This is a genomic window from Streptomyces sp. NPDC002537 (assembly GCF_053594975.1).
In genome coordinates, this window is the sequence record NZ_JBSFWT010000061.1 from 25,041 (window position 1) to 44,105 (window position 19,065).

The window sequence follows — 19,065 nt, forward strand, 5'->3', positions numbered from 1 at the left end:
CGTCAACCATCCTTCTGCATACGGCGGTGGGGGTCCTTCTGATGGGGCATGCGCTGCACCGCCTCCTCCGCCCAGTCCGCGGCGACCGCGAGGACCGAGCTGTTGGAGTGCGGCCGGGCGGCGCTCTGCTGGAAAACCCGCAGTCCCTCGGCGGGAGCGCCGAGGAAGGTGAGCCGGGGTTCGTCGGAGCCGTCGGGGAGGACAGGGTGGAAGCGGTCGGTCAGGTCCAGCGCGCCCGGCACGTAGTCGTCACCGGTCCGCCCCCGGTTGTGCCACAGCCTCACCAGGCCGGCGTCCAGCAGCGAGCGGTACAGCGGGAGCACGTCACGCCGGGGGGCGAACGGATGGACCCGGCCCTCGATCACGGTGTCCACCGCCCGTACGACCCCGGTCCGGCCGCCGGTCACGGTGAATCCGCCGGTGCCGTCCCCGGCCGGGCGCATCGTGGGTTCCGGCCCGACCGACAGGTCGAGCAGCCCGGCGTCGAGCAGCGCCAGCACCTTCCGCATCGGCTCCGGGCCCGCGCCGTTGGAGAGCCGGTTGTAGTGGCGCAGATGAGTGCGGACGAAGCGGCGGTGGGAGCCGGGAGTCAGGCCGCCGAAGTCCACGGCCTCGGCGAAGACGGCCCGCAGGTCCCGCCAGACGCCGTCGCAGGCCGCCTTGACGGCGTTGCGCAGATTGCCCTCCAGGGCGTCGAGATGGTCCCGGCGCAGGTAGTCGGCGCTGCGCCGGGACCAGTCGGCGCCGTCGTCGCCGCGCCGGGCGGAAGCCGCGGGCAGCGGGTCGAGCAGCGCCCGCCAGTCGAACCGGCCGGGCTCCGCCGTGCCGAGCGGGGCCTCGAGCGCTGCGATCAACGCGTCCGCGCCCGCCTCGCCCCATGGCCCGTGCCCCGCCAGGAAGCGCCGGTGCGCCGGCTCCACCGTCGCCCGCAGCCGCCGTACGGCGGTCTCGTCCCCCAGCGTGCGGTGGTGGACCCAGGCCATCTCCAGGGCGACGAGTGGAAACAGGTGCCGGTCGAAGTCGAGCGCCCGGCGCCCGCCCGGCAGGGGCGTGCCGACCCGGGAGCGCAGGGTGCGCACCGCCTCGACGGTGAAGAACTCCCCTGTGTGCTCCAGCCGGGCCGGGTCGGCCACCTTGCCGTTGAGCGGCCGTCCCGAGACGGGCACCCCGCTGGGGCTGCAGGCGACGATCACCGACGGCTCACGGCCGGACGGTACGTAGCGCAGGCCGTGCGGGGCCGCGTCCGCGTCGGCGACGAAGGTGCCGCCACGGCCCTCGGTCAGCCGGAGGAAGACGTCGATCGCGGTGAGCCCGAGCCCGCGCACCGCCACGGGCCGGCCGGACGGCACCGCCGGCTCGGCCAGCCGCTCGGCCGTCCCGTAGGGCATGGGCACGTAGCCCGGGTGCGCGGCGAGCAACTCCTCCTCGCTGCCCGGTGCGGGTGTGTTCCACGAGTGCCCGGTGACGAACAGGATCTCGTCGGCGACGAGGTCACCGCCGTCGGCGGAGCGGACCACGAACCGCCCGGCACCGGCGCCGCCGACGCGGCGCACGTCGGTGACCTCGGCCTCCCGCACCTCCACGGTGACGCCGGCCACCTCCCGCAGCCGGTCCGCGTAGCGCAGGAACATCTCGCGCAGGGCGAGCCCGTGGACGTACCGCTTGGGCACGTCGTGCGGCCGCAGGCCGAAGTCGGGGTGACCGGTGGCGGCGTGCCGTTCGGCACACCACTCCTGGAACGTGGGCCGCAGGGCGCCGGGCAGCAACTTCCGCGGCGGGTCGCTCGACTCGTCCGGGGCGAAGGCGATCTGTCCGGCCACCCGGTTGAGATAGCCGGTCGGCGGCTGCGCGTCGCTGTGCACCTCGCCCGCGCCCGCCCGGCCGCCCCGCTCGAAGACCACGATCCGCACCGGCCGGGCCGGCGGCGCGTCCGGCAGCACGGCCGCCAGATGCGCCATGGCGTAGGTGCACATGGGGCCACCGCCGACCACGACCACGGAGTGCGCGGTCATGCCCATCGTCCCGCGCCCGTCATCCGGCGGTCGGCTGTGCGCCGCTGAGCATCTTCTGGAACCTGCGCAGCAGCGGGAAGGGCACCGTGCGCTCGACGTGGAAGCCGAGCTGCTCGTTGTACGTGTACTCGACCGGGTCCTTCATGCTCAGCTGCGACAGGCCGCGGGCGACCTGCTCCAGGTACCCGGGGAACTGTGACTGCAGTGCGTAGACGACGCTGTAGTACAGATTCCGGCCGAGCGAGAAGCACGGGTAGCGGGCGTCGTAGTTCTCCAGCGAGAACTTCGGGAAGCAGCCGTCGATGATGCGCTTGGGGCACAGCCACAGCGGCAGCACGAGTGTCGTCTCGCCGATCTGCCGGGCCGGGAACGCGGCCGGCTTCAGACCGGTGGTGACCCGGTAGAGGTTCTCGCAGACGATGTCCTCGAGGTTCACACCTGTGGCGATGTACGGGGTGCCGATGTCCCGGGCGGCCTTGGAGAGCGCGAGCCGGATCAGCAGCGTGCCGAGGAACTCGAAGTCGTCGCCCTGGAATTCCCGCTCGAACCGGTCGATCAGATCGACGGAGTCCGCCGGAATACCCAGCAGCTGCTTGACCTCGGCGGCCTCGATGACGGTGAGCTCCAGGCCGTACTTCTCGCACAGCGCCTGCGCCCGCGGCACACCGGCGTCCCAGTCCGGAATGCCCTTGAGGATCACCGGGTGGACGGTGATGCCGTGGTCGGACAGCTGGCTCAGGCCGTACAGCAGGGCGTTGCTGTCGCCTCCGCCGCTGACGCCGACAACCAGGTCCGCGCCCTGCGGGACATGCTCGCGGACGGTGTCGCCGACCCGGTCGGCGATGATCTGCCGGCATTCCTCGGGGCTCAGCTTCTTCAGGAACGACTCGGCCGTCCCGGACTCGTTGTCGAGGCGCTGGTAGACGTATTCGGTGGCCTCATTGCCCGGGTCACCGCTCTCGATGGTCTTGAAGTCCTCGATCGAGAAATTGAACGGATTGACGTTCCGGTTGAAGTACAGCAGGATTTCCGAGGCGTCCTCGAATTCGGCCAGGGTGCGGTCGAGCGAGGGCGAAAGACGCGGATCGCCACCGGATTCCGGCACCACATAGGCCGCGACCGCGGACCAGGGGACGCGGTTCCGGTTGAGAATGTCGATGAGACGCTCGTCGGCTGCACCGCTCAGCGGCTGCCGGCCGTGCGCGGTCACAACGGAAACCGTGGGAAGTGCGCGGGATGAAGTGTCGGTCATGACCTTTTTCTCCGACGTCGAATGCGATGGGTAAAAGGAAGGGCGAGTGCCCTGGAAAGGCGCCGGGTGGGCCCGCCCGGAAGAGCGGGCCCACCCGGCTGTTGTTTTACTGGGCGCCGGTCTCGCAGCTCGCGCCGGTGATGACCTCGAGGCCGTGCTTCGAGGCCGACACGAAGGAACCGGCGGCACGGAAGGCCTCCAGCTCACGGATGCCCAGAACGGCGTGCCCGGCGGCAGCGCCGGAAGGAATGAGCTCGACGACCTCATTCTTCAGGTTGAAGTTGCTGCTCTGGACCGCGGTGGAAACAGCTTCACGCATGTTGACCACCCTCCTTATCGGTTTGAGCGGGAGGAATTTCCCGCTGCCCCGGAGATTAGCCGGACGCCGTCCGTGGCCGTCAAGCCCCGCCAGGGCGTCATAAGGTGCGGTGGCCTGCGATTTTTCTTTGCCGAACTGCCCCGGATGCCGCCGAAGTCTGTCCGGATTGGACCGTAAACACCCCTTCTGGTGGGGGTGGTGGAGTGCCCGCGGCGCGATATCTGTCTCAGGTGGGGACCCGGCCCGCATGAAATCCCAAATAGCGTCTCACGTGATCCGGGACTGAAATGCGGGCCTTGCTAGCATCCAGTCGATGCCAGCAGACGGAACCGGCATAGGGGAAGGCCTCATGACAATGCTCGACTGGTCGTCACTGACCCGCAGTCAGGCGAAAAGGAATCTGTACGCCCGTGAGACCTACTTTCGCGAGGCGCTGAGCGACGCCGAGGAGGTCCTGGCCGGACATCTGCCCGCCGCTCTGCGCGACGGCGCCCTGCTGATGCTCAAGCCGGACGGCCTGGCCGCCGGCCGGCTGCTCCCTGTCCTGGACTACCTGGGCGAGCACGGTTTCACCGTGACCGCCGCCAGGGAATTCCGCTTCCAGCCCTTCCACTGGCGGGAGTTGTGGCGCTACCAGCTCACCTCGGCGACCCTCGACCGGCTGGCCGTCAACGAACTGCTGCTGGGCGCCGGCCCCGCCCTGTTCCTGCTGCTGCGAAGCGAGCCCGGACATCCGCTGCCGGGCACCGTGCGGCTGTCAACGCTCAAGGGCTCCGCCACCCTGGAGGCGCAGAAGCCCGGCACCCTGCGCGCCCTGCTCGGCCAGCCGAACCGCGTCCTGAGCTATGTCCACGTCGCCGACGAGCCGGCGGACCTGCTGCGCGAACTCGGCCTGCTCTTCGGCGCCGCCGACCGCCGCGCACTGCTGGGCAGCCTGGCCGACGGCGTCCTCGCCGCCGAGGACGAGGACACCCTGGGCCGCGCCCGGGAACGCTTCGCCGCCCCCACCCGATCCCTGGCCCGCGCCGATGTGCTGGACCGGGTGACCCGGGCGGTCGAGGCGGCCGCCCCGGGCCCGGCCGCCGACGCCGCGCGACATAGGCTGGAACGCATGGCGCGGGGCGAGCGAGTCGAGTGGCGGCCGTTCCTCGCGGACCTCGCGGCGGCCGGCGCGCACCCCGACCGCTGGGACCTGGCCGTGCTGGGCACCTACGTCATCGAGTACGACGAGCCCGGGCACCCCAAGATGCTGACCAACCCCGATCCGCAGTCCTGGGCGACTGCCCCGCAGCCGCGAGCGAGCGCCGGCGGCCGGAGCCCGCAGAGGGAGACCGCATGACCAGCGCACCCGTCGCACGTGACAGCCGGACCCCGGACGCGCAGCTGTGGCGCTCGCTGACCGTGTCGGCCACCAAGGCCGACCTGTTCGCCGAGGACCTCTACTTCCGCGAGTGCTGGTCCGACGCCCTCGACGTACTCGGTGCCCCCGGCGCCCCGGCAGCCGCGACCGACCGCGCCCAGGCCACGGCCGACGCGCTGGCCCCGCTCGGCCTGCTGAGCTTCAAGTGCGACGGCATGGCCGCCCGTCGCGCCGGGCGGACCCTGCGCTACCTCACCGACCAGGGCTTCAGCATCCTCGCCAGCGCACCCGTCCGGCACAACCGGCACTCGATGCGCGAGTTGTGGCGCTACAACTGGCACGTCTACACCACCGACCGGCTCGCGCTCATGACGCTCATGCACAGCGTCACCGATTCGCTGCTGCTCATCGTGCGTGACGACCGTCACGACCCGGCGGTACCCGGATCGGTGCGGCTGGCGGACCTCAAGGGCTCGGCCGATCCCGAGGCCCGCGGCCCCGAGCACCTGCGGACCGTGCTCGACCCGCCCAACAAAATCATCAACTTCGTGCACGTCGCCGACGAGCCGGCCGACATCTGCCGCGAAATCGGGATCTTCCTCGACCGGCCCGAACGCCGCGCCCTGCTCGCGCAGGTCCGGACGGCCGACCCGGAGGCGGCCACCCGGCAGGCCCACGCCGAGGTGGCCCGGCTGGAGGCCCGGATCCCGGCGAGCGACTTCGACCTGGACGCCGCGCTCAAGAGGGTCGAGCCGGTCACCGCCGCGGATGCCCTCGCCCGCCTCCGCTTCGCGGTCTCCGGTGGCACACGGCTGAGCTGGGACGAGCTTGGCGCACTGCTCGATCCGGCGGAACCGGCGGTCGGCGTCTGGGACTTCGTCCGGATCGCCACGGAGGTCCTCGACGCCGACCGCCCGGCCTCCGCGGACCTGCTGCCTCCCAGCTCCGCGGCCGAGTGGCGGGCAGTCGCCACCCGCTGACCTCCGCCTCGCCCCGTCCGAGGCCTTCCTCGCGGAAAGAACCGCCGGCACCTGCCGGGCCTATGGCTACGGGCCCATCGTTCTCACGGTGGGCCCGTAGCCATATGCGAGGCCAAGTCCCTGCCTGTGGGCGGCCGGACATCCTCGACCCGTCGCGGACTCGCCAGTACCCCTGACCATCTCCGTGGCCAGGGCAACCGCTTGGCAGGGTTGATCGGTCGAACAGGTTTCTGTCCGGGTGATTGATCCGGCGGTGGTCGGGGCGCAGTGGTGCCGCAGGCGGACGTCGATTCCAGCTCGGGGCGCGGGAGTTGGGCCGGGCAGGCAGCGTCGCGCCGGTCAGTTCCCGTCGCCGGGACGACCCGGAAGGCCGGCCAGGCGGCTCAGTGTCTCGGTCAGCCAGCGCGCATGGCTCTCCGGCGTCCAGCCGATCATGTCGCGGGCGAGCAGATACGTTTCCACATGGATGAGCAGCGCGCTGGTGTCACTCAGCCAGTCCAGGTCGCGGCCCGGTTCCAGTAGCCCGTCCTCGGCCATCCGCGTCCAGAACAGGCGGAGGTTCTTCCGGGTGGCGCTGCGTCCGGCACGGGTGGCGGCGGCGAGTTCGGGTTCGACGGCCGCCGCCTGCCGGGCGACATCGAGGATGTCGCCGGCTCTTTCCATCATCCGAGTGGCTCCGGTGACCAGCGACTCGAGGCGTTCGGTGGCCGTGGGGGCGGTCCGGGCGCGCACGTGCCAAGGCCGATCCCGCACCTCGACGGGGGCCGTGTCGCCGGCGAGCGCGACGTCCACGGCACGTTTGAGCAGCGCCGCCTTGGTGCCGAAGCGAACGTAGACGGTACGGGCGCCGACCTCTGCGCATTCGGCCACCCGAGCCAGCGTGGTGGCCGCGTAGCCGTCCCGCACGAACAGTTCGGTGGCCGCGCGGAGGATCTTCTGCTCGGTCTCGGCGACGCGGGCGGCACGCAAGTCAGGCTTGTCGGGTGGCATGCGTTGCAGTATAACTGCATCAATGCAGTGGAGCTGCAAGGAGGTATTCCCGTGGCAGACGTACCCGCCTCCGCACCCCGGCTCGACGGGGTGCACCACCTCAAACTCCCGGTCCGCGACCTGCACCGCTCCCTGGACTGGTACCGGACCCGCCTGGGATACGAAGTGGAGATCGAGTTCGTCGAACAGGGCACCCTGATGGGGTACGCCCTGCGGCACCCGGCCGGCGGCCCGAGGCTCGGACTGCGCCTCGATCCGCGGCGAGCGGAAGCCGCGGCGGGCTTCGACTACTTCTCCATCGGCGTCCCCGACAAGGCCGCTCTCGAAGCGCTCGCCGCGCACCTGACCGCTCTCGGCGACACCCACGCCGGCGTGCACCAAGCCACCCTCGGCTGGGTCCTCCCGCATCTGCACGACTCCGACGGGCACGAGGTCCGCTTCTACACCACCCAGCAGCACATCAGGCCAGGGCCCGGCGCACTCACGGCCGTCGACCCGGCCGTACCCGACGCCCCGGCCCAGGCCGCCGCACGTCAGCAGTGACACCGCGAAAACGAGCAACAGCCAGAACCGCAAGGGGGATCAAGATGGCCAACTTCATCGTCAACGGTGACGCCGAGGCAGGAGGCCCCGGCTCAACGGACGGCAGCGCCACAGGCACCGTCCCGGGATGGGAGAACACCGGTCATCCGATGCCGGCGGTCGTGCAGTACGGAGCCGTCGACACACTGGGACTCCCGTTCCCCACCGCCACGAGTCCGGGCCCGGACCCACGCGGCGCCAACTTCTTCGCCGGTGGCCCCGGCACGCTGATCTCGGCGATGCAGCAAACCATCTATCTGGACGGCCAACAGGACCTGATCCGGACCGGGGCGACGTACGACTTCACGGCATGGGTCGGCGGATACGCGGATCAGAACGACTACGCGGCCATCACCCTCGGCTTCCGCGGCACCCAGAACGGCCAGGTCATGTGGGAGAACCGGCTCCTGCCCCTCGTCCTGGCCGAAGACCGCGACAACACCACCGGCCTGCGCCGGAGGTCCGTGAGCGGCCCCGTGCCCTCATGGACCTCCTACGCCGTGGTCGGGGTCCAGTTCATCAGGCAGGACGGCGTGTACGACGACGCCTACGTGGACGAAGTGGCCCTGGACATCCACTGACAGCCTCAAGCCGCTCCCCGTCCGAGGTCGGGCGGGGAGCGGCCACATCCGCCTCCTGGGTCCGTCACTCGCCCCATGGGGCAGGCCCTGACGTTGCGCGTCGAACTCCTCGGCATGACAGAAGAATTCGCCTGCTTTCACCCTAAAGTGCCAGAGAAGTCAGTTTCCTTGGGCGCGCGCTCTTCCTGCCCTGCAGGATGGGCATGTGACCGTCCGGTCGTTGCACCGCTTGCACTGCTCATGGGGGACCGCCATGCCGGATGCACGTCCGCCCTCGTTGCTCCGCCGTATCCGGACCGCGGCCGGCCCCCGGATCGCCGCCGCGCTCTGCATCGCCTCCGCCGCGCTCGCCACCGGATTCGGCCCCGCCTCCGACGCACAGGCCGCGGCGGCGCCCGCACCGGTCGGCCTGCAAAAGGCGCTGGACGACATCGTCAGCGGCGGCAAGGCGACCGCCGCCCTGGCCGAGCTCGGCGCCAACGGCTCCACCACATGGCAGGGCACCTCAGGGGTGTCCGATCTGGCCACCCGTGCACCGGTACGCGGGGACGGGATGTTCAGGGCCGGCAGTGTCACCAAACCATTCGTCGCGACGGTCCTGCTCCAACTCGCCGCGGAGGGCAGACTGCGCCTGGACGACCCCATCGAGCGCCACCTCCCCGCCACCGTAACCGTCCCGGGCGCCGGCCTCATCACCGTGCGCCAGCTGCTGAACCACACAGGCGGGCTCTACGAATACCTGGACGATCCCCGGTTCGACCTCGCCGAGGAACAGGTACCACGCTGGCTGGCGGTGGGCCGCTGGCAGCACCACAGCCCGCAGCGGCTGGTGGCCATCGCGGTGAGCCACCCCCCGTACTCCAGGCCGGGAGAAGGCTTCCACTACTCCAACACCGACTACGTACTCGCCGGAACGATCATCGAGAAGACCACCGGCCACCCCTACGCCGAAGAGATCAGCCGCCGCATCCTGCGCCCCCTCGGCCTGCGACACACCTCCCTGCCCGGAGACAACCCCTTCATCCCCGGCCCGCACACCCACGCCTACCTCAAACTCTCCACGGGCCCGGCCGACATCACCGAGATCAACCCGACCGTCTACGGTGCCGCCGGCTCCCTGATCTCCACCACCCCCGACCTCAACCGTTTCCACGGCGCCCTGCTCGACGGCGAGTTGCTGCGCCCCGCCGAGCGGACCGCCATGATGCAGACCGTCGGCACCGGCAGCCCCCTCCAGTCGTACGGCCTCGGCCTGTCACGTCTGAACTCCCCCTGCGGACCTCTGTGGGGCCACACCGGCGAGGCGACAGGTTTCCAGACCCTGCTGCTCGGAACACCCGACGGCCGACGTCACGTCACACTCTCGTACAACCCCTACGACCCCACCCAGGCCGACGCCCTGGAGCAAGCAGTCCTCGCCTTCGCCACCACGGCACTCTGCGGCACTCACTGACCGACTCACCGGATCCACACCGGCCATAGACGACGCCCACACCGAGTGCTGCCACTCCTGTGAACGGCGGCCCGCAGGGCATTGAGCGCGGCCTGGGGCCGGCGGGAGGCGGTGGCTCGAGGAGCGGCACCTGGCCGCGGCCAGTGACGGCTGGGCCGCGAGCAGCGCGGCCCTGGGCGTCAGCGAAGACACCGCGGTACGTCACTACCGCGGCCCCGGCCCTGACGGGGTGTCAGGTCATGTGTTCCCCCTGGAGAAAAGCGCGGCCTGGTGTCGGTGAGCGGGGCTACCCTCGTGCGGGACAGCAACTCCAGCAAGGTCTCACGCAACCGAATGATGACGCCCAAGAGGACGGAGCATCACCGGCGCACGGCGGCACGATCCACTTCACGAAATTCGTTCCTGAACCCGATCAAGAGGCCGTTGGCACCGCAGCGAGCCCGGTATGCACTGATCAAGGGCTCTGAGGGGAAGAAATCCACTCGTCACCGTCTTCAGGGATGTGAGGTTCCTGTCATGGACAAGACGTTCGGCGGAGAGGAATTCCGTCAGGCCCTCGCAGCCGGCACGGTCGTCGCCCCGCTCGCCGTAACCGGAATGGCGAAGACGGCGGACGTGCCGGACGCGATCCTGTTCGCTCTCGGCACCCGGTGCGAGAACTGGATCAACCTGCCCCTCTCGCTCATCGACTCCGTGCAACCCCTGGGGCAGACACCGTGTGACGACCACCAGCACCCCCTGGTGAGAGTCTTCCTGAATGACACCGGCAGCCCGGAGTTTACGGTTCTCGCCGCCCTGCTCCGTGCGGTGCAGCAGCAACCCTCCGGGTGCGGAAAGCCATCCGGCCCCCAGCCGGTCCGGGCGCAGCGGCAGCCTGCGACTGTGACCATTCCGCCGCCAGGTCGCACGGCGGCGGGCTCAACAGCCCAAACCCACCTTGCAGACTGCGTCGACGGTGATTCGACGTGCGACAGCACCGGGAACTGCTGGGCCTGCTGTCACGGCTACTGGAATCTCATCGGTGGCTGCGACTACGGGCGCCGTTTCAACTGCAACGGTGTCCCGTACAACGCGATCAGCTGCTGGCCCATCGGCTGACGAGGCACTTGCCGAATCGGCGGCCTCTCGGTTCCCTGGCCGCCCCGGCGCCGGAAAGCAGGGCCTGGACCGGCCACTTCAGGATGGCGCGGCCCCGCTCGACTTTGGTCGGGTCAGCGGCGCGCCCGGCATATGACGTGCCCGTTGTTGTGGAGCGTCGAGTCCCCACCCCTTCGAAGCGAGGAGACCGATTGGCTGGCTGCATAGAAGATCGCCGAGGCCGGCATCATTCCTCCGCGCCCCGAAGGGGCGAAGCCGTGACAGTGGGAGGCGGCACTGAAGGACGGCTTCCACGTGCTGCGGCACACCTGTGCCTCGATGATGCTCAAGGCGGGGGAGTCTGTGGTGACTTTGGCGCGGTGGCTCGGCCACTCCTCGCCTTCTGTCACGCTCGGTTACTATGCTCACTGCGGTTCTCTCTGCGGGCCCCCGAGAGTCGGTCATGGTTGCAAGGTAAGAGAAGTGTGGAGCCTGGGATAATGCTGCCAGAGGTAACGGCCACCCGCTATGTCACGCCCTTGCGTGAAGGCGGCTCGCTCCCCGGCATCGTCGAGGCCGACGATCTCGGCACGTACGTCATGAAGTTCACCGGCGCGGGCCAGGGCCGCAAGACGCTGGTCGCCGAGGTGATCTGCGGACAGCTCGGGCGCGCGCTCGGGCTGCGCGTCCCCGAACTGGCGCGGATCCAGCTCGACCCGGTCATCGGGCGGGGTGAGCCCGACCAGGAGGTGCAGGGGCTGCTCAAGGCCAGCGGTGGGCTCAACCTCGCCATGGACTTCCTGCCGGGAGCCCTCGGCTTCGACCCGCTGGCCTTCGAGGTCGACGCGGCGGAGGCCGGGCGCGTGATCTGGTTCGACGCCCTCATCAACAACGTCGACCGCTCCTGGCGCAACCCCAACCTGCTGGTGTGGCACGGCGAGATGTGGCTCATCGACCACGGCGCCACCATGATCTGGCACCACAACTGGCCCGGCGCGGCGGCCGCGGCGGGCAAGGCGTACGACGCCTCCGACCACGTCCTGGCCACCTTCGGCCCCGACCTCGCCGGGGCCGCTGCCGACCTCGCCCCGCGGGTCACCGAGGAACTGCTGACGGCGGTCGCCGCCGACGTGCCGGACGAGTGGCTCGTGGACGAACCGGGCTTCGACGGCCCGGACGCCCTGCGCCGCGCCTACGTGGAGGTGCTCCTGGAGCGCGCCGCGACGGTCGGCGACCGCATCGTCATGGGGGAACGCAGCAAGGACAAGCCCTCGCAGGCGCCGGAGTGGGTGCGTGTCAGGCTCGACGGAAGGGCCGGGAAGTGACCGGGCGCCACAACGGACGCGATGTTTTCGAGTACGCGCTGCTGCGCGTCGTCCCCCGGGTGGAACGGGGTGAGCTGATCAACGCCGGGGTCGTCGTCTACTGCCAGGCGAAGTCCTACGTCGCCGCCCGCGTCCACCTCGACGAGGCACGGCTGCTGGCCCTCGACCCGACGGCGGACGTCGAGGGCGTGCGGGCCGCGCTGTGTGCCGTCGAGAGCGTCTGTCTCGGCGGGGAACGCGCCGGACAGGCCGCAGGTGACGATCCCGGGCGGCGCTTCCGCTGGCTGATCGCGCCCCGCAGCACCGTCGTGCAGCCCGGTCCCGTGCACACCGGGCTGACCGCGGACCCCGAGCACGAGTCGGAGCGCCTCCTCGACCTCCTGGTGCGGTGAGCGTGGTGGATGCTGTGCGTGCGGTGAGCCGCGGGGCGTTGACAGCGGGTGGCGGGGCTTCTAGCGTCTGATCCGCCGAGAGGTACTAAGCGGTCGCTCATCCGCCGGTGCGGGCGCGGCCCGTCGGCGCGTCGACGTTTCCGAGGTGAGGAGAGCCCCGCATGTCCACCACCGAGCAGCGCGTAGCCGTCGTCACGGGCGCGGCCCGTGGCATCGGCGCGGCGACCGCCGTACGACTGGCCGAGGAAGGTCACGCGGTCGCTGTCCTCGACCTCGACGAGGCGGCCTGCGCGGACACCGTGGAGAAGATCGTCGCGGCGGGCGGCAGGGCGCTCGCCGTCGGCTGCGACGTCTCCGACTCCGCGCAGGTGGAGGCCGCCGTCGCGCGCGTCGCCGCCGGACTGGGCGCGCCGGTGATCCTCGTCAACAACGCCGGCGTGCTCCGCGACAACCTGCTGTTCAAGATGAGCGACGACGACTGGGACACCGTCATGAACGTGCACCTGCGGGGCGCGTTCCTGATGGCCCGCGCCTGTCAGAAGCACATGGTCGACGCGGGCTTCGGCCGTATCGTCAACCTGTCCAGCAGCTCGGCGCTCGGCAACCGCGGACAGGCCAACTACGCCGCCGCCAAGGCGGGGATGCAGGGCTTCACCAAGACCCTCGCCATCGAGCTCGGCAAGTTCGGCATCACCGCCAACGCCGTCGCCCCCGGCTTCATCGCCACCGACATGACCGCCGCCACCGCGGCCCGCGTCGGCATGGGCTTCGAGGAGTTCAAGACCGCGGCGGCGAGCCAGATCCCCGTGCAGCGGGTCGGCGAGCCCGCGGACATCGCCAACGCCGTCGCCTTCTTCACCGGTGAGCAGGCCGGATTCGTCTCCGGCCAGGTGCTGTACGTGGCCGGCGGGCCGCTCGGCTGACGGGGGACGGACGGATGAGCGTGCAGGACAGCGGAAAGGTCGCGCTGGTCACCGGCGCCAGCCGCGGCATCGGATACGGCATCGCCGAGGCGCTGGTCGCCCGCGGCGACCGGGTTGTGATCACCGGGCGCGACGAGGACTCCCTCAAGGCCGCCGTCGAGTCCCTGGGCGCCGACCGGGTGCTGGCCGTGCCGGGCAAGGCGCACGACGAGGCCCACCAGGCGGCGGCCGTCGAGCGGGCCATGGACGCCTTCGGGCGGGTCGACTACCTCGTCAACAACGCGGGCACCAATCCGGTGTTCGGGCCGATCGCCGACCTCGACCTCGCGGTCGCCCGGAAGGTCTTCGAGACCAACGTCGTCTCGGCGCTCGGTTTCGCCCAGCGGACGTGGCACGCGTGGCAGAAGGAGAACGGCGGGGCGATCGTCAACATCGCCTCCGTCGCCGGGCTGGGCGCCTCGCCGTTCGTCGGGGCGTACGGCATCAGCAAGGCCGCCATGGTCAACCTGACGCTTCAGCTCGCGCACGAGATGGCGCCGGGCGTGCGCGTCAACGCCATCGCCCCCGCGGTGGTGAAGACCAAGTTCGCCGCGGCCCTCTACGAGGGGCGCGAGGAGGAGGTCGTGGCCTCGTACCCGCTCGGGCGGCTGGGCGTGCCGGAGGACATCGGTGGCGCGGCCGCGTTCCTGCTCTCCGAGGCCGCCGGGTGGATCACCGGTCAGACGCTCGTCGTGGACGGCGGCATCCTCCTCAACGCCGGGTTCTGACGGTCGCGGGGACCCGGGCGGCGGGCTTCGCGTCGGGCGTTGTCAGTGGTCGCCGGTAAGTTCTGGGGTGAGAACGGAACGAACCCCGGAGGTTGTTGACGTGACCGTCACCGACATGCTGCCCGAGTCCTGGCGCGGAGTCCTCGGCGAGGAGCTGGAGAAGCCCTACTTCAAGGAGCTCACCGCCTTCGTCGAGGAGGAGCGGGCGAAGGCGCCGGTCTACCCCCCGCGCGGCGAGGTCTTCGCCGCGCTGGAGGCGACGCCGTACGACCGGGTGAAGGTCCTCATCCTCGGACAGGACCCGTACCACGGTGCGGGGCAGGGGCACGGCCTGTGCTTCTCCGTGCGCCCCGGTGTGAAGACCCCGCCCTCCCTGCGGAACATCTACAAGGAGATGCGGGACGAGCTCGGTTACGAGGTCCCCGACAACGGGTTCCTGATGCCGTGGGCCGAGCAGGGCGTCCTGCTGCTCAACGCGGTGCTGACGGTCCGCGGCGGCGAGCCCAACTCCCACAAGGGCAAGGGCTGGGAGAAGTTCACCGACGCGGTGATCCGCGCGGTGGCCTCCCGGCCCGACCCCGCCGTCTTCGTGCTGTGGGGCAACTACGCGCAGAAGAAGCTGCCGTTGATCGACGAGGAGCGGCACGTCGTCGTCAAGGGCGCGCACCCCTCGCCGCTCTCCGCGAAGAAGTTCTTCGGCAGCCGCCCCTTCACCCAGATCGACGAGGCGGTGGCGGCCCAGGGCCACGAGCCGATCTCGTGGCAGATCCCGGACCTCGCCGTCTGACCGGGTCCTCAGCGCCCGTACACCTGGCCGCAGATGCGTGACGCGTCGCTGCCCTGCTGCCAGTGCCCGTAGGTGTGCCCGAGCTGACAGACGCCGCTGCCGGAGCCGCCCTGGCGCGGAGCCGGTGCGGGCGCTTCCCTGCGGGGCGGCGCGGCGGGCGCCGGGTCGGCGGCGCGGGCGGACGAGGGGGGAGCCTGCGGCGGGCTGTGGGGGAGCGGGTCCTCCCGGGCGGGGGTGGGGCGGCCGGGGGACTCCGGCGGGTGCTCGGTCGTCCTCGAAGGGCCCGAACCGTGCGACGGATTCGGCGAGTCCCCCGGTGGCCGCGCGGTGCGGGGAGGATCTGCCGGGTCCGAAGGGGGCCGGGGGTCCCTCGGGTCGGACCTGACGGCGGGGTCCCTCGGATCGCGCGGGTCGCGAGGCGCACGGGGGTCACGAGGGTCATGGGGGTCGTGTGGGTCGGTGGCCGAACCCGGTGGCGCGTGGGAGGTCGGGTCCCGCGAGGGGTCGCCCGGCGGGCCTCCCGAGGCGTCCGGTCCGATGTCGACCAGGGCCTCGCGCGCGTGCCCCGGGCCGACCGGCTCGGCGGAGCGGGAGAGGCGGTGCGGCCGGGCCGCGCCGTGACCGGCCGGCTGCGAGGGGACGGCGACACATCCGGCAGCGGCGACGAGGGCCGCTGCCGCCAGGGCGGCTGTTGCGGGGATGCGATGCATTCGGTCAACTCTGCTGGCGGACGAGCCGCGTTGGGAATTCCCCGCACGGGTGAAGTGTGATCATCCACGGCCGGGCCCGCGCCCGCGGCCTCCGTGAACGGCCGCCGCGCCCGCGGTCGTTCAGCCGCGCGCCGTCACTCGCCCGTCGCCCCGTCGATCCGTTCGCGGATGAGGTCCGCGTGGCCGTTGTGGCGCGCGTATTCCTCGATCATGTGGGTGTAGATCCAGCGCAGGTCGAACTCCTTGCCGTCGCGGGGGTGGGCGACCCGGTCGTCCAGGGACCGGCCGCGCGCCGCCTCGCGCGCCGCGGCGATCTCCGCCTGCCAGGTGGCGTACGCCTCTTCCCAGCTGTCCTTCTCGGTGACGTGGATATCGCCGTCGAGGTCCTCGTCGCTGAAGTAGATCGGCCCGGCGGACGCCTCTCCGGCGAGCACCCGCCGGAACCAGCCGCGCTCGACCTCGGCCATGTGCCGTACGAGTCCCATGAGGCTGAGCGGCGATGGCGGCGCCGACGCCTCGCGGAGCTGCCGGTCGTCCAGCCCGGCGCACTTGAGGGCCAAGGTGGCGCGGTGGTAGTCGAGCCAGCTCTCCAGGCCGGTGCGTTCGCCGGAGACGGTGGGCGGTTCGGGGCGTTCACTCGCGGTTGTCATGGTGCGCATCCTCGCGCCCGGCGCACGACACCGCCACGGGTTATCCGTCCAGCATGCCGCGCAGCAGTTCGCCGACCCCGGCGCGGAGCTGCGCGGGGTCCGGTGCCTCGGTGTGGAAGGACCCGGCGACGCGGGAGAACATCATCCCCTCGCACCACGCCACGAGGGACAGGGCGTGCCGTTCGGGGTCGGGGGAGCCGTTCGCGGCCATCAGGAGCGTCAGCGGTTCGCGGAAGACGCGGCCCGCCGAGTCGTAGATCCGCCGCAGTTCGGGCCGCCGGGTCGCCTCGAGCGCCAGCTCGTACCGGGCGATCAGCAGGGCGCGCTGCCCGGTCAGCGAGCGGTGCAGCGCGAGCGCGACGGCCTCGGCGAGCGCTTCGCGCCCTGCCGCGGGACCCGGCAGTTCCGGCACGCCGAGCACCTCGCTCTCGCGGTGGGCGAGCCGTCGCACCGCGGCCTCCAACAGGGCGAGCCGGGTCCGGGCCTGGTTGGAGGTCGAGCCGGGCGGCAGCCCGGCCGCCTCGTCCACGGCGCGGTGGGTCAGCCCGCGCATGCCCCGCTCGGCGAGCAGGGCGAGGGCGGTGTCGGCGATCAGCTGGGCGCGCGCGGAACCGGGGGCGGCTTTCTCGACTGGCATACGGCCCAACCTATCGCCATCACTACAACAGTAGTAACCTCGAAGGGAACTACATCCGTAGTGATGGAGGGGAATCATGCGCGAACTCCGTGCGGTCGTCATCGGCGGTGGGATCGGCGGCCTCACAGCCGCGGCCGCCCTGCACCACGGCGGCTGGGCCGTCACCGTCCTCGAACGCGCCACCGCGCTCGAACCCGTCGGCGCGGGCATCGCGCTGGCCGCCAACGCCCAGCGCGCCCTCGACACCCTCGGCCTCGGCGAGGCCGTACGCGCCCTGTCCGGCTGGCAGGCCGAAGGCGGGCTGCGCCTGCCGAGCGGCCGCTGGCTCTCCCGCACGAGCAACGAGGCCGCCGCCCGCCGCTTCGGCGGCCCGGTCGTCGTCGCCCACCGCGCCGAACTCGTACGCCTCCTCGCCTCACGGCTCCCCGAGGGTGCCGTACGCACCGGAACCCCCGCCACCCTCGCCGACCCCGGCGCCCCCGGCCGGCCCGCCGAAGTCGCCACCCCCGACGGCCCGTTGGCCGCCGACCTCGTGGTCGCCGCGGACGGCATCCACTCGCCCGCCCGCCACACCCTCTTCCCCGGCCACCCGGCGCCGCCCTACGCCGGATTCACCTGCTGGCGCCTGGTCGTCCCCCGCCCGCGGGAGCCCTTCCCCGCCCACGAGACCTGGGGCCGTGGCCGCCTCTGGGGCACCGTCCCCCTGCACGACGGCCGCGTCTACGCCTACGCGCAGGCCAACGCCCCCGCGCGCGGCAAGTCCCCCGACGGCGAACTGGACGAACTCCGCCGCCTGTTCGGCGACTGGCACCACCCCGTACCCGCCGTCCTCGCCGCCGCCGACCCCGCCGCCGTCCTCCGCAACGACCTCCACGCCACGACGGCACCGCTCCCCGCCTACCACCACGGCCGGGTCGCCCTCCTCGGCGACGCCGCCCACCCCATGACCCCCCACCTCGGACAGGGCGGCTGCCAGGCCGTCGAGGACGCCGTGGTCCTCGCCCACCTGCTCGCCGCGACCGACGGCGACGTCGTCCGGGCCCTCCCCGCCTACACCGGACAGCGCCTGCCCCGCACCATGGACGTCGTCCGCCGCTCCGCCCGCGTCGGCCGGCTCACCGCCCTCTCCTCCGCGCCGGCCTGTGCCCTGCGCACTGCCGCCCTTACCGTTCTCAACCGGCTCGGCCCCGGAGTCGCCCTGCGCAGCCTGGACGGAGTGGCCGACTGGCGGCCTCCCGTACACACGTATGCTGCACAAACGGAAGCGCGTCCCAGGGAGGTTCAGTGAAGGTCGGCTGCATCGGGCTCGGAGACATCGCGGAGAAGGCTTACCTGCCGGTACTCGGCCTCCGGCCGGAACTCGAACTGCACCTGCACACCAGGACCGAGGCCACGCTCCACCGCGTCGCGGACAGCTACCACGTCCCCGCGGAGCGGCGCCACACCACCCTCGACTCGCTCCTCGCCACCGGCCTCGACGCCGCCTTCGTGCACGCCGCGACCGCCGCGCACCCCGCGCTCGTCACCCGCCTCCTCGAAGCGGGCGTTCCCGTCTACGTGGACAAGCCGCTCGCCTACGACCTCGCCACCAGCGAGCGGCTCGTACGGCTCGCCCAGGAGCGCGGGGTGAGCCTGATGGTCGGCTTCAACCGCCGCTACGCACCCGGGTACGTCCAGTGCGCGGACCACCCGCGCGACCTCATCCTCCTCCAGAAGAACCGCGTCGGCCTCGCCGAGGACCCGCGCACGCTCGTCCTCGACGACTTCATCCACGTCGTCGACACCCTGCGCTTCCTCGCGCCCGGCCCGGTCGAGCACGTCGACGTACGGGCCAGGGTGCGCGACGGCCTCGCGGAGCACGTCGTGCTCCAGCTCTCCGGCGACGGCTTCACCGCCATCGGCGTCATGAACCGGCTGAGCGGCTCCACCGAGGAGATCCTCGAGGTCTCCGGCCAGGACACGAAGCGGCAGGTCGTCAACCTCGCCGAGGTCATCGACCACAAGGGACAGCCGACCGTCCGCCGCCGCGGCGACTGGGTGCCGGTCGCGCGACAGCGCGGGATCGAACAGATCGTCCTCGCGTTCCTGGACGCCGTGAGAGCGGGCAAGCTGCTCGATGCCGGGGACGCGTTGCGTACCCATGAATTGTGCGAGGAGATTGTCTCGCGGGTGGGGTGACCCACCGTCGCCGCCTGCGGCGGGAGCGGCCTGCGGCCGCGTCCTCAAACGCCGGACGGGCTGAAAATTCAGCCCGTCCGGCGTTTGAGG

General features: G+C 71.4%; 20 protein-coding genes and 1 pseudogene. 14 read left to right on the forward strand and 7 right to left on the reverse strand.

Annotated elements, in window-relative coordinates:
* Positions 1-2: 2 nt before the first annotated feature.
* From ACWD4A_RS24755 to ACWD4A_RS24765, 3 genes are all read right to left on the reverse strand, one after another.
* The gene (locus ACWD4A_RS24755; protein ID WP_451197267.1) at positions 3-2,012 is read right to left on the reverse strand and encodes an FAD/NAD(P)-binding protein; all 2,010 of its coding nucleotides are present in this window, start codon (positions 2,010-2,012) and stop codon (positions 3-5) included.
* A gap of 19 nt (positions 2,013-2,031) precedes the next feature.
* Positions 2,032-3,222 carry a hypothetical protein gene (locus ACWD4A_RS24760; RefSeq protein ID WP_451197268.1) on the reverse strand — a complete coding sequence of 397 codons (1,191 nt, stop codon included), beginning with the start codon at positions 3,220-3,222 and terminating at the stop codon, positions 2,032-2,034.
* Between the two features lie 148 nt (positions 3,223-3,370).
* Positions 3,371-3,583, reverse strand: a complete 213-nt coding sequence (locus tag ACWD4A_RS24765; RefSeq protein WP_451197269.1) for a hypothetical protein — start codon at positions 3,581-3,583, stop codon at positions 3,371-3,373.
* Between the two features lie 349 nt (positions 3,584-3,932).
* Here ACWD4A_RS24765 and ACWD4A_RS24770 point away from each other — a divergent pair, with 349 nt between their 5' ends.
* On the forward strand, positions 3,933-4,922 hold the full coding sequence (locus ACWD4A_RS24770) for a hypothetical protein (protein WP_451197271.1): 990 nt from the start codon (positions 3,933-3,935) through the stop codon (positions 4,920-4,922).
* A complete protein-coding gene (locus ACWD4A_RS24775; RefSeq protein ID WP_451197272.1) occupies positions 4,919-5,923 on the forward strand; it encodes a hypothetical protein in 1,005 nt (334 codons plus the stop codon). Before ACWD4A_RS24770 ends, ACWD4A_RS24775 begins: the two co-directional genes overlap by 4 nt.
* Positions 5,924-6,262: 339 nt before the next feature.
* Here ACWD4A_RS24775 and ACWD4A_RS24780 read toward each other — a convergent pair whose 3' ends face one another.
* Positions 6,263-6,913, reverse strand: a complete 651-nt coding sequence (locus ACWD4A_RS24780) for a TetR/AcrR family transcriptional regulator (RefSeq protein WP_451197273.1) — start codon at positions 6,911-6,913, stop codon at positions 6,263-6,265.
* Positions 6,914-6,964: 51 nt separating this feature from the next.
* On the opposite strand from ACWD4A_RS24780, the gene ACWD4A_RS24785 reads away from it, so the two are divergent.
* The 10 genes and pseudogenes from ACWD4A_RS24785 to ACWD4A_RS24830 all read left to right on the forward strand — a co-directional run bounded on the left by ACWD4A_RS24785 (position 6,965) and on the right by ACWD4A_RS24830 (position 14,800).
* On the forward strand, positions 6,965-7,456 hold the full coding sequence (locus tag ACWD4A_RS24785) for a VOC family protein (protein ID WP_451197274.1): 492 nt from the start codon (positions 6,965-6,967) through the stop codon (positions 7,454-7,456).
* A gap of 44 nt (positions 7,457-7,500) precedes the next feature.
* Positions 7,501-8,076 carry a hypothetical protein gene (locus ACWD4A_RS24790; protein WP_451197276.1) on the forward strand — a complete coding sequence of 192 codons (576 nt, stop codon included), beginning with the start codon at positions 7,501-7,503 and terminating at the stop codon, positions 8,074-8,076.
* A gap of 253 nt (positions 8,077-8,329) precedes the next feature.
* Positions 8,330-9,529, forward strand: coding sequence for a serine hydrolase domain-containing protein (locus tag ACWD4A_RS24795; RefSeq protein WP_451197277.1), 1,200 nt, complete (start codon positions 8,330-8,332; stop codon positions 9,527-9,529).
* Positions 9,530-10,045: 516 nt separating this feature from the next.
* Positions 10,046-10,627: a hypothetical protein gene (locus ACWD4A_RS24800; protein WP_451197278.1), complete on the forward strand. Its 582-nt coding sequence runs from the start codon at positions 10,046-10,048 to the stop codon at positions 10,625-10,627.
* Positions 10,628-10,837: 210 nt separating this feature from the next.
* A pseudogene (locus tag ACWD4A_RS24805) lies at positions 10,838-11,035 on the forward strand (tyrosine-type recombinase/integrase); the annotation flags it as partial.
* 71 nt (positions 11,036-11,106) lie between these two features.
* Positions 11,107-11,931 (forward strand): HipA family kinase, encoded by an 825-nt coding sequence (locus ACWD4A_RS24810; protein ID WP_451197279.1) that lies wholly within the window; start codon positions 11,107-11,109, stop codon positions 11,929-11,931.
* A complete protein-coding gene (locus ACWD4A_RS24815; RefSeq protein ID WP_451197280.1) occupies positions 11,928-12,323 on the forward strand; it encodes a DUF3037 domain-containing protein in 396 nt (131 codons plus the stop codon). The genes ACWD4A_RS24810 and ACWD4A_RS24815 overlap by 4 nt, the downstream gene beginning before the upstream one ends.
* A 161-nt stretch (positions 12,324-12,484) precedes the next feature.
* Positions 12,485-13,246, forward strand: coding sequence for a 3-oxoacyl-ACP reductase FabG (fabG, locus tag ACWD4A_RS24820; RefSeq protein ID WP_451197281.1), 762 nt, complete (start codon positions 12,485-12,487; stop codon positions 13,244-13,246).
* 14 nt (positions 13,247-13,260) lie between these two features.
* The gene (locus tag ACWD4A_RS24825) at positions 13,261-14,013 is read left to right on the forward strand and encodes an SDR family oxidoreductase (protein WP_451197282.1); all 753 of its coding nucleotides are present in this window, start codon (positions 13,261-13,263) and stop codon (positions 14,011-14,013) included.
* A gap of 100 nt (positions 14,014-14,113) precedes the next feature.
* Positions 14,114-14,800, forward strand: coding sequence for a uracil-DNA glycosylase (locus tag ACWD4A_RS24830; protein ID WP_451197283.1), 687 nt, complete (start codon positions 14,114-14,116; stop codon positions 14,798-14,800).
* An 8-nt stretch (positions 14,801-14,808) separates the two neighbouring features.
* On the opposite strand, the gene ACWD4A_RS24835 is transcribed toward ACWD4A_RS24830, so the two are convergent.
* The 3 genes from ACWD4A_RS24835 to ACWD4A_RS24845 form a co-directional block, all read right to left on the reverse strand.
* On the reverse strand, positions 14,809-15,510 hold the full coding sequence (locus ACWD4A_RS24835; RefSeq protein WP_451197285.1) for a hypothetical protein: 702 nt from the start codon (positions 15,508-15,510) through the stop codon (positions 14,809-14,811).
* A gap of 134 nt (positions 15,511-15,644) precedes the next feature.
* Entirely contained in the window at positions 15,645-16,160 is a 516-nt protein-coding gene (locus ACWD4A_RS24840; RefSeq protein ID WP_451197286.1) for a DinB family protein, read from the reverse strand.
* A gap of 40 nt (positions 16,161-16,200) precedes the next feature.
* Positions 16,201-16,797 (reverse strand): TetR/AcrR family transcriptional regulator, encoded by a 597-nt coding sequence (locus ACWD4A_RS24845; protein WP_451197288.1) that lies wholly within the window; start codon positions 16,795-16,797, stop codon positions 16,201-16,203.
* Positions 16,798-16,873: 76 nt separating this feature from the next.
* Between ACWD4A_RS24845 and ACWD4A_RS24850 the strand changes: the two genes are divergently transcribed.
* Both ACWD4A_RS24850 and ACWD4A_RS24855 read left to right on the forward strand, forming a co-directional pair.
* A complete protein-coding gene (locus tag ACWD4A_RS24850) occupies positions 16,874-18,085 on the forward strand; it encodes an FAD-dependent monooxygenase (protein ID WP_451197289.1) in 1,212 nt (403 codons plus the stop codon).
* Complete coding sequence (locus ACWD4A_RS24855; RefSeq protein ID WP_451197290.1) at positions 18,082-18,975, forward strand: Gfo/Idh/MocA family protein; 894 nt, start codon at positions 18,082-18,084, stop codon at positions 18,973-18,975. The genes ACWD4A_RS24850 and ACWD4A_RS24855 overlap by 4 nt, the downstream gene beginning before the upstream one ends.
* Positions 18,976-19,065: the final 90 nt, after the last annotated feature.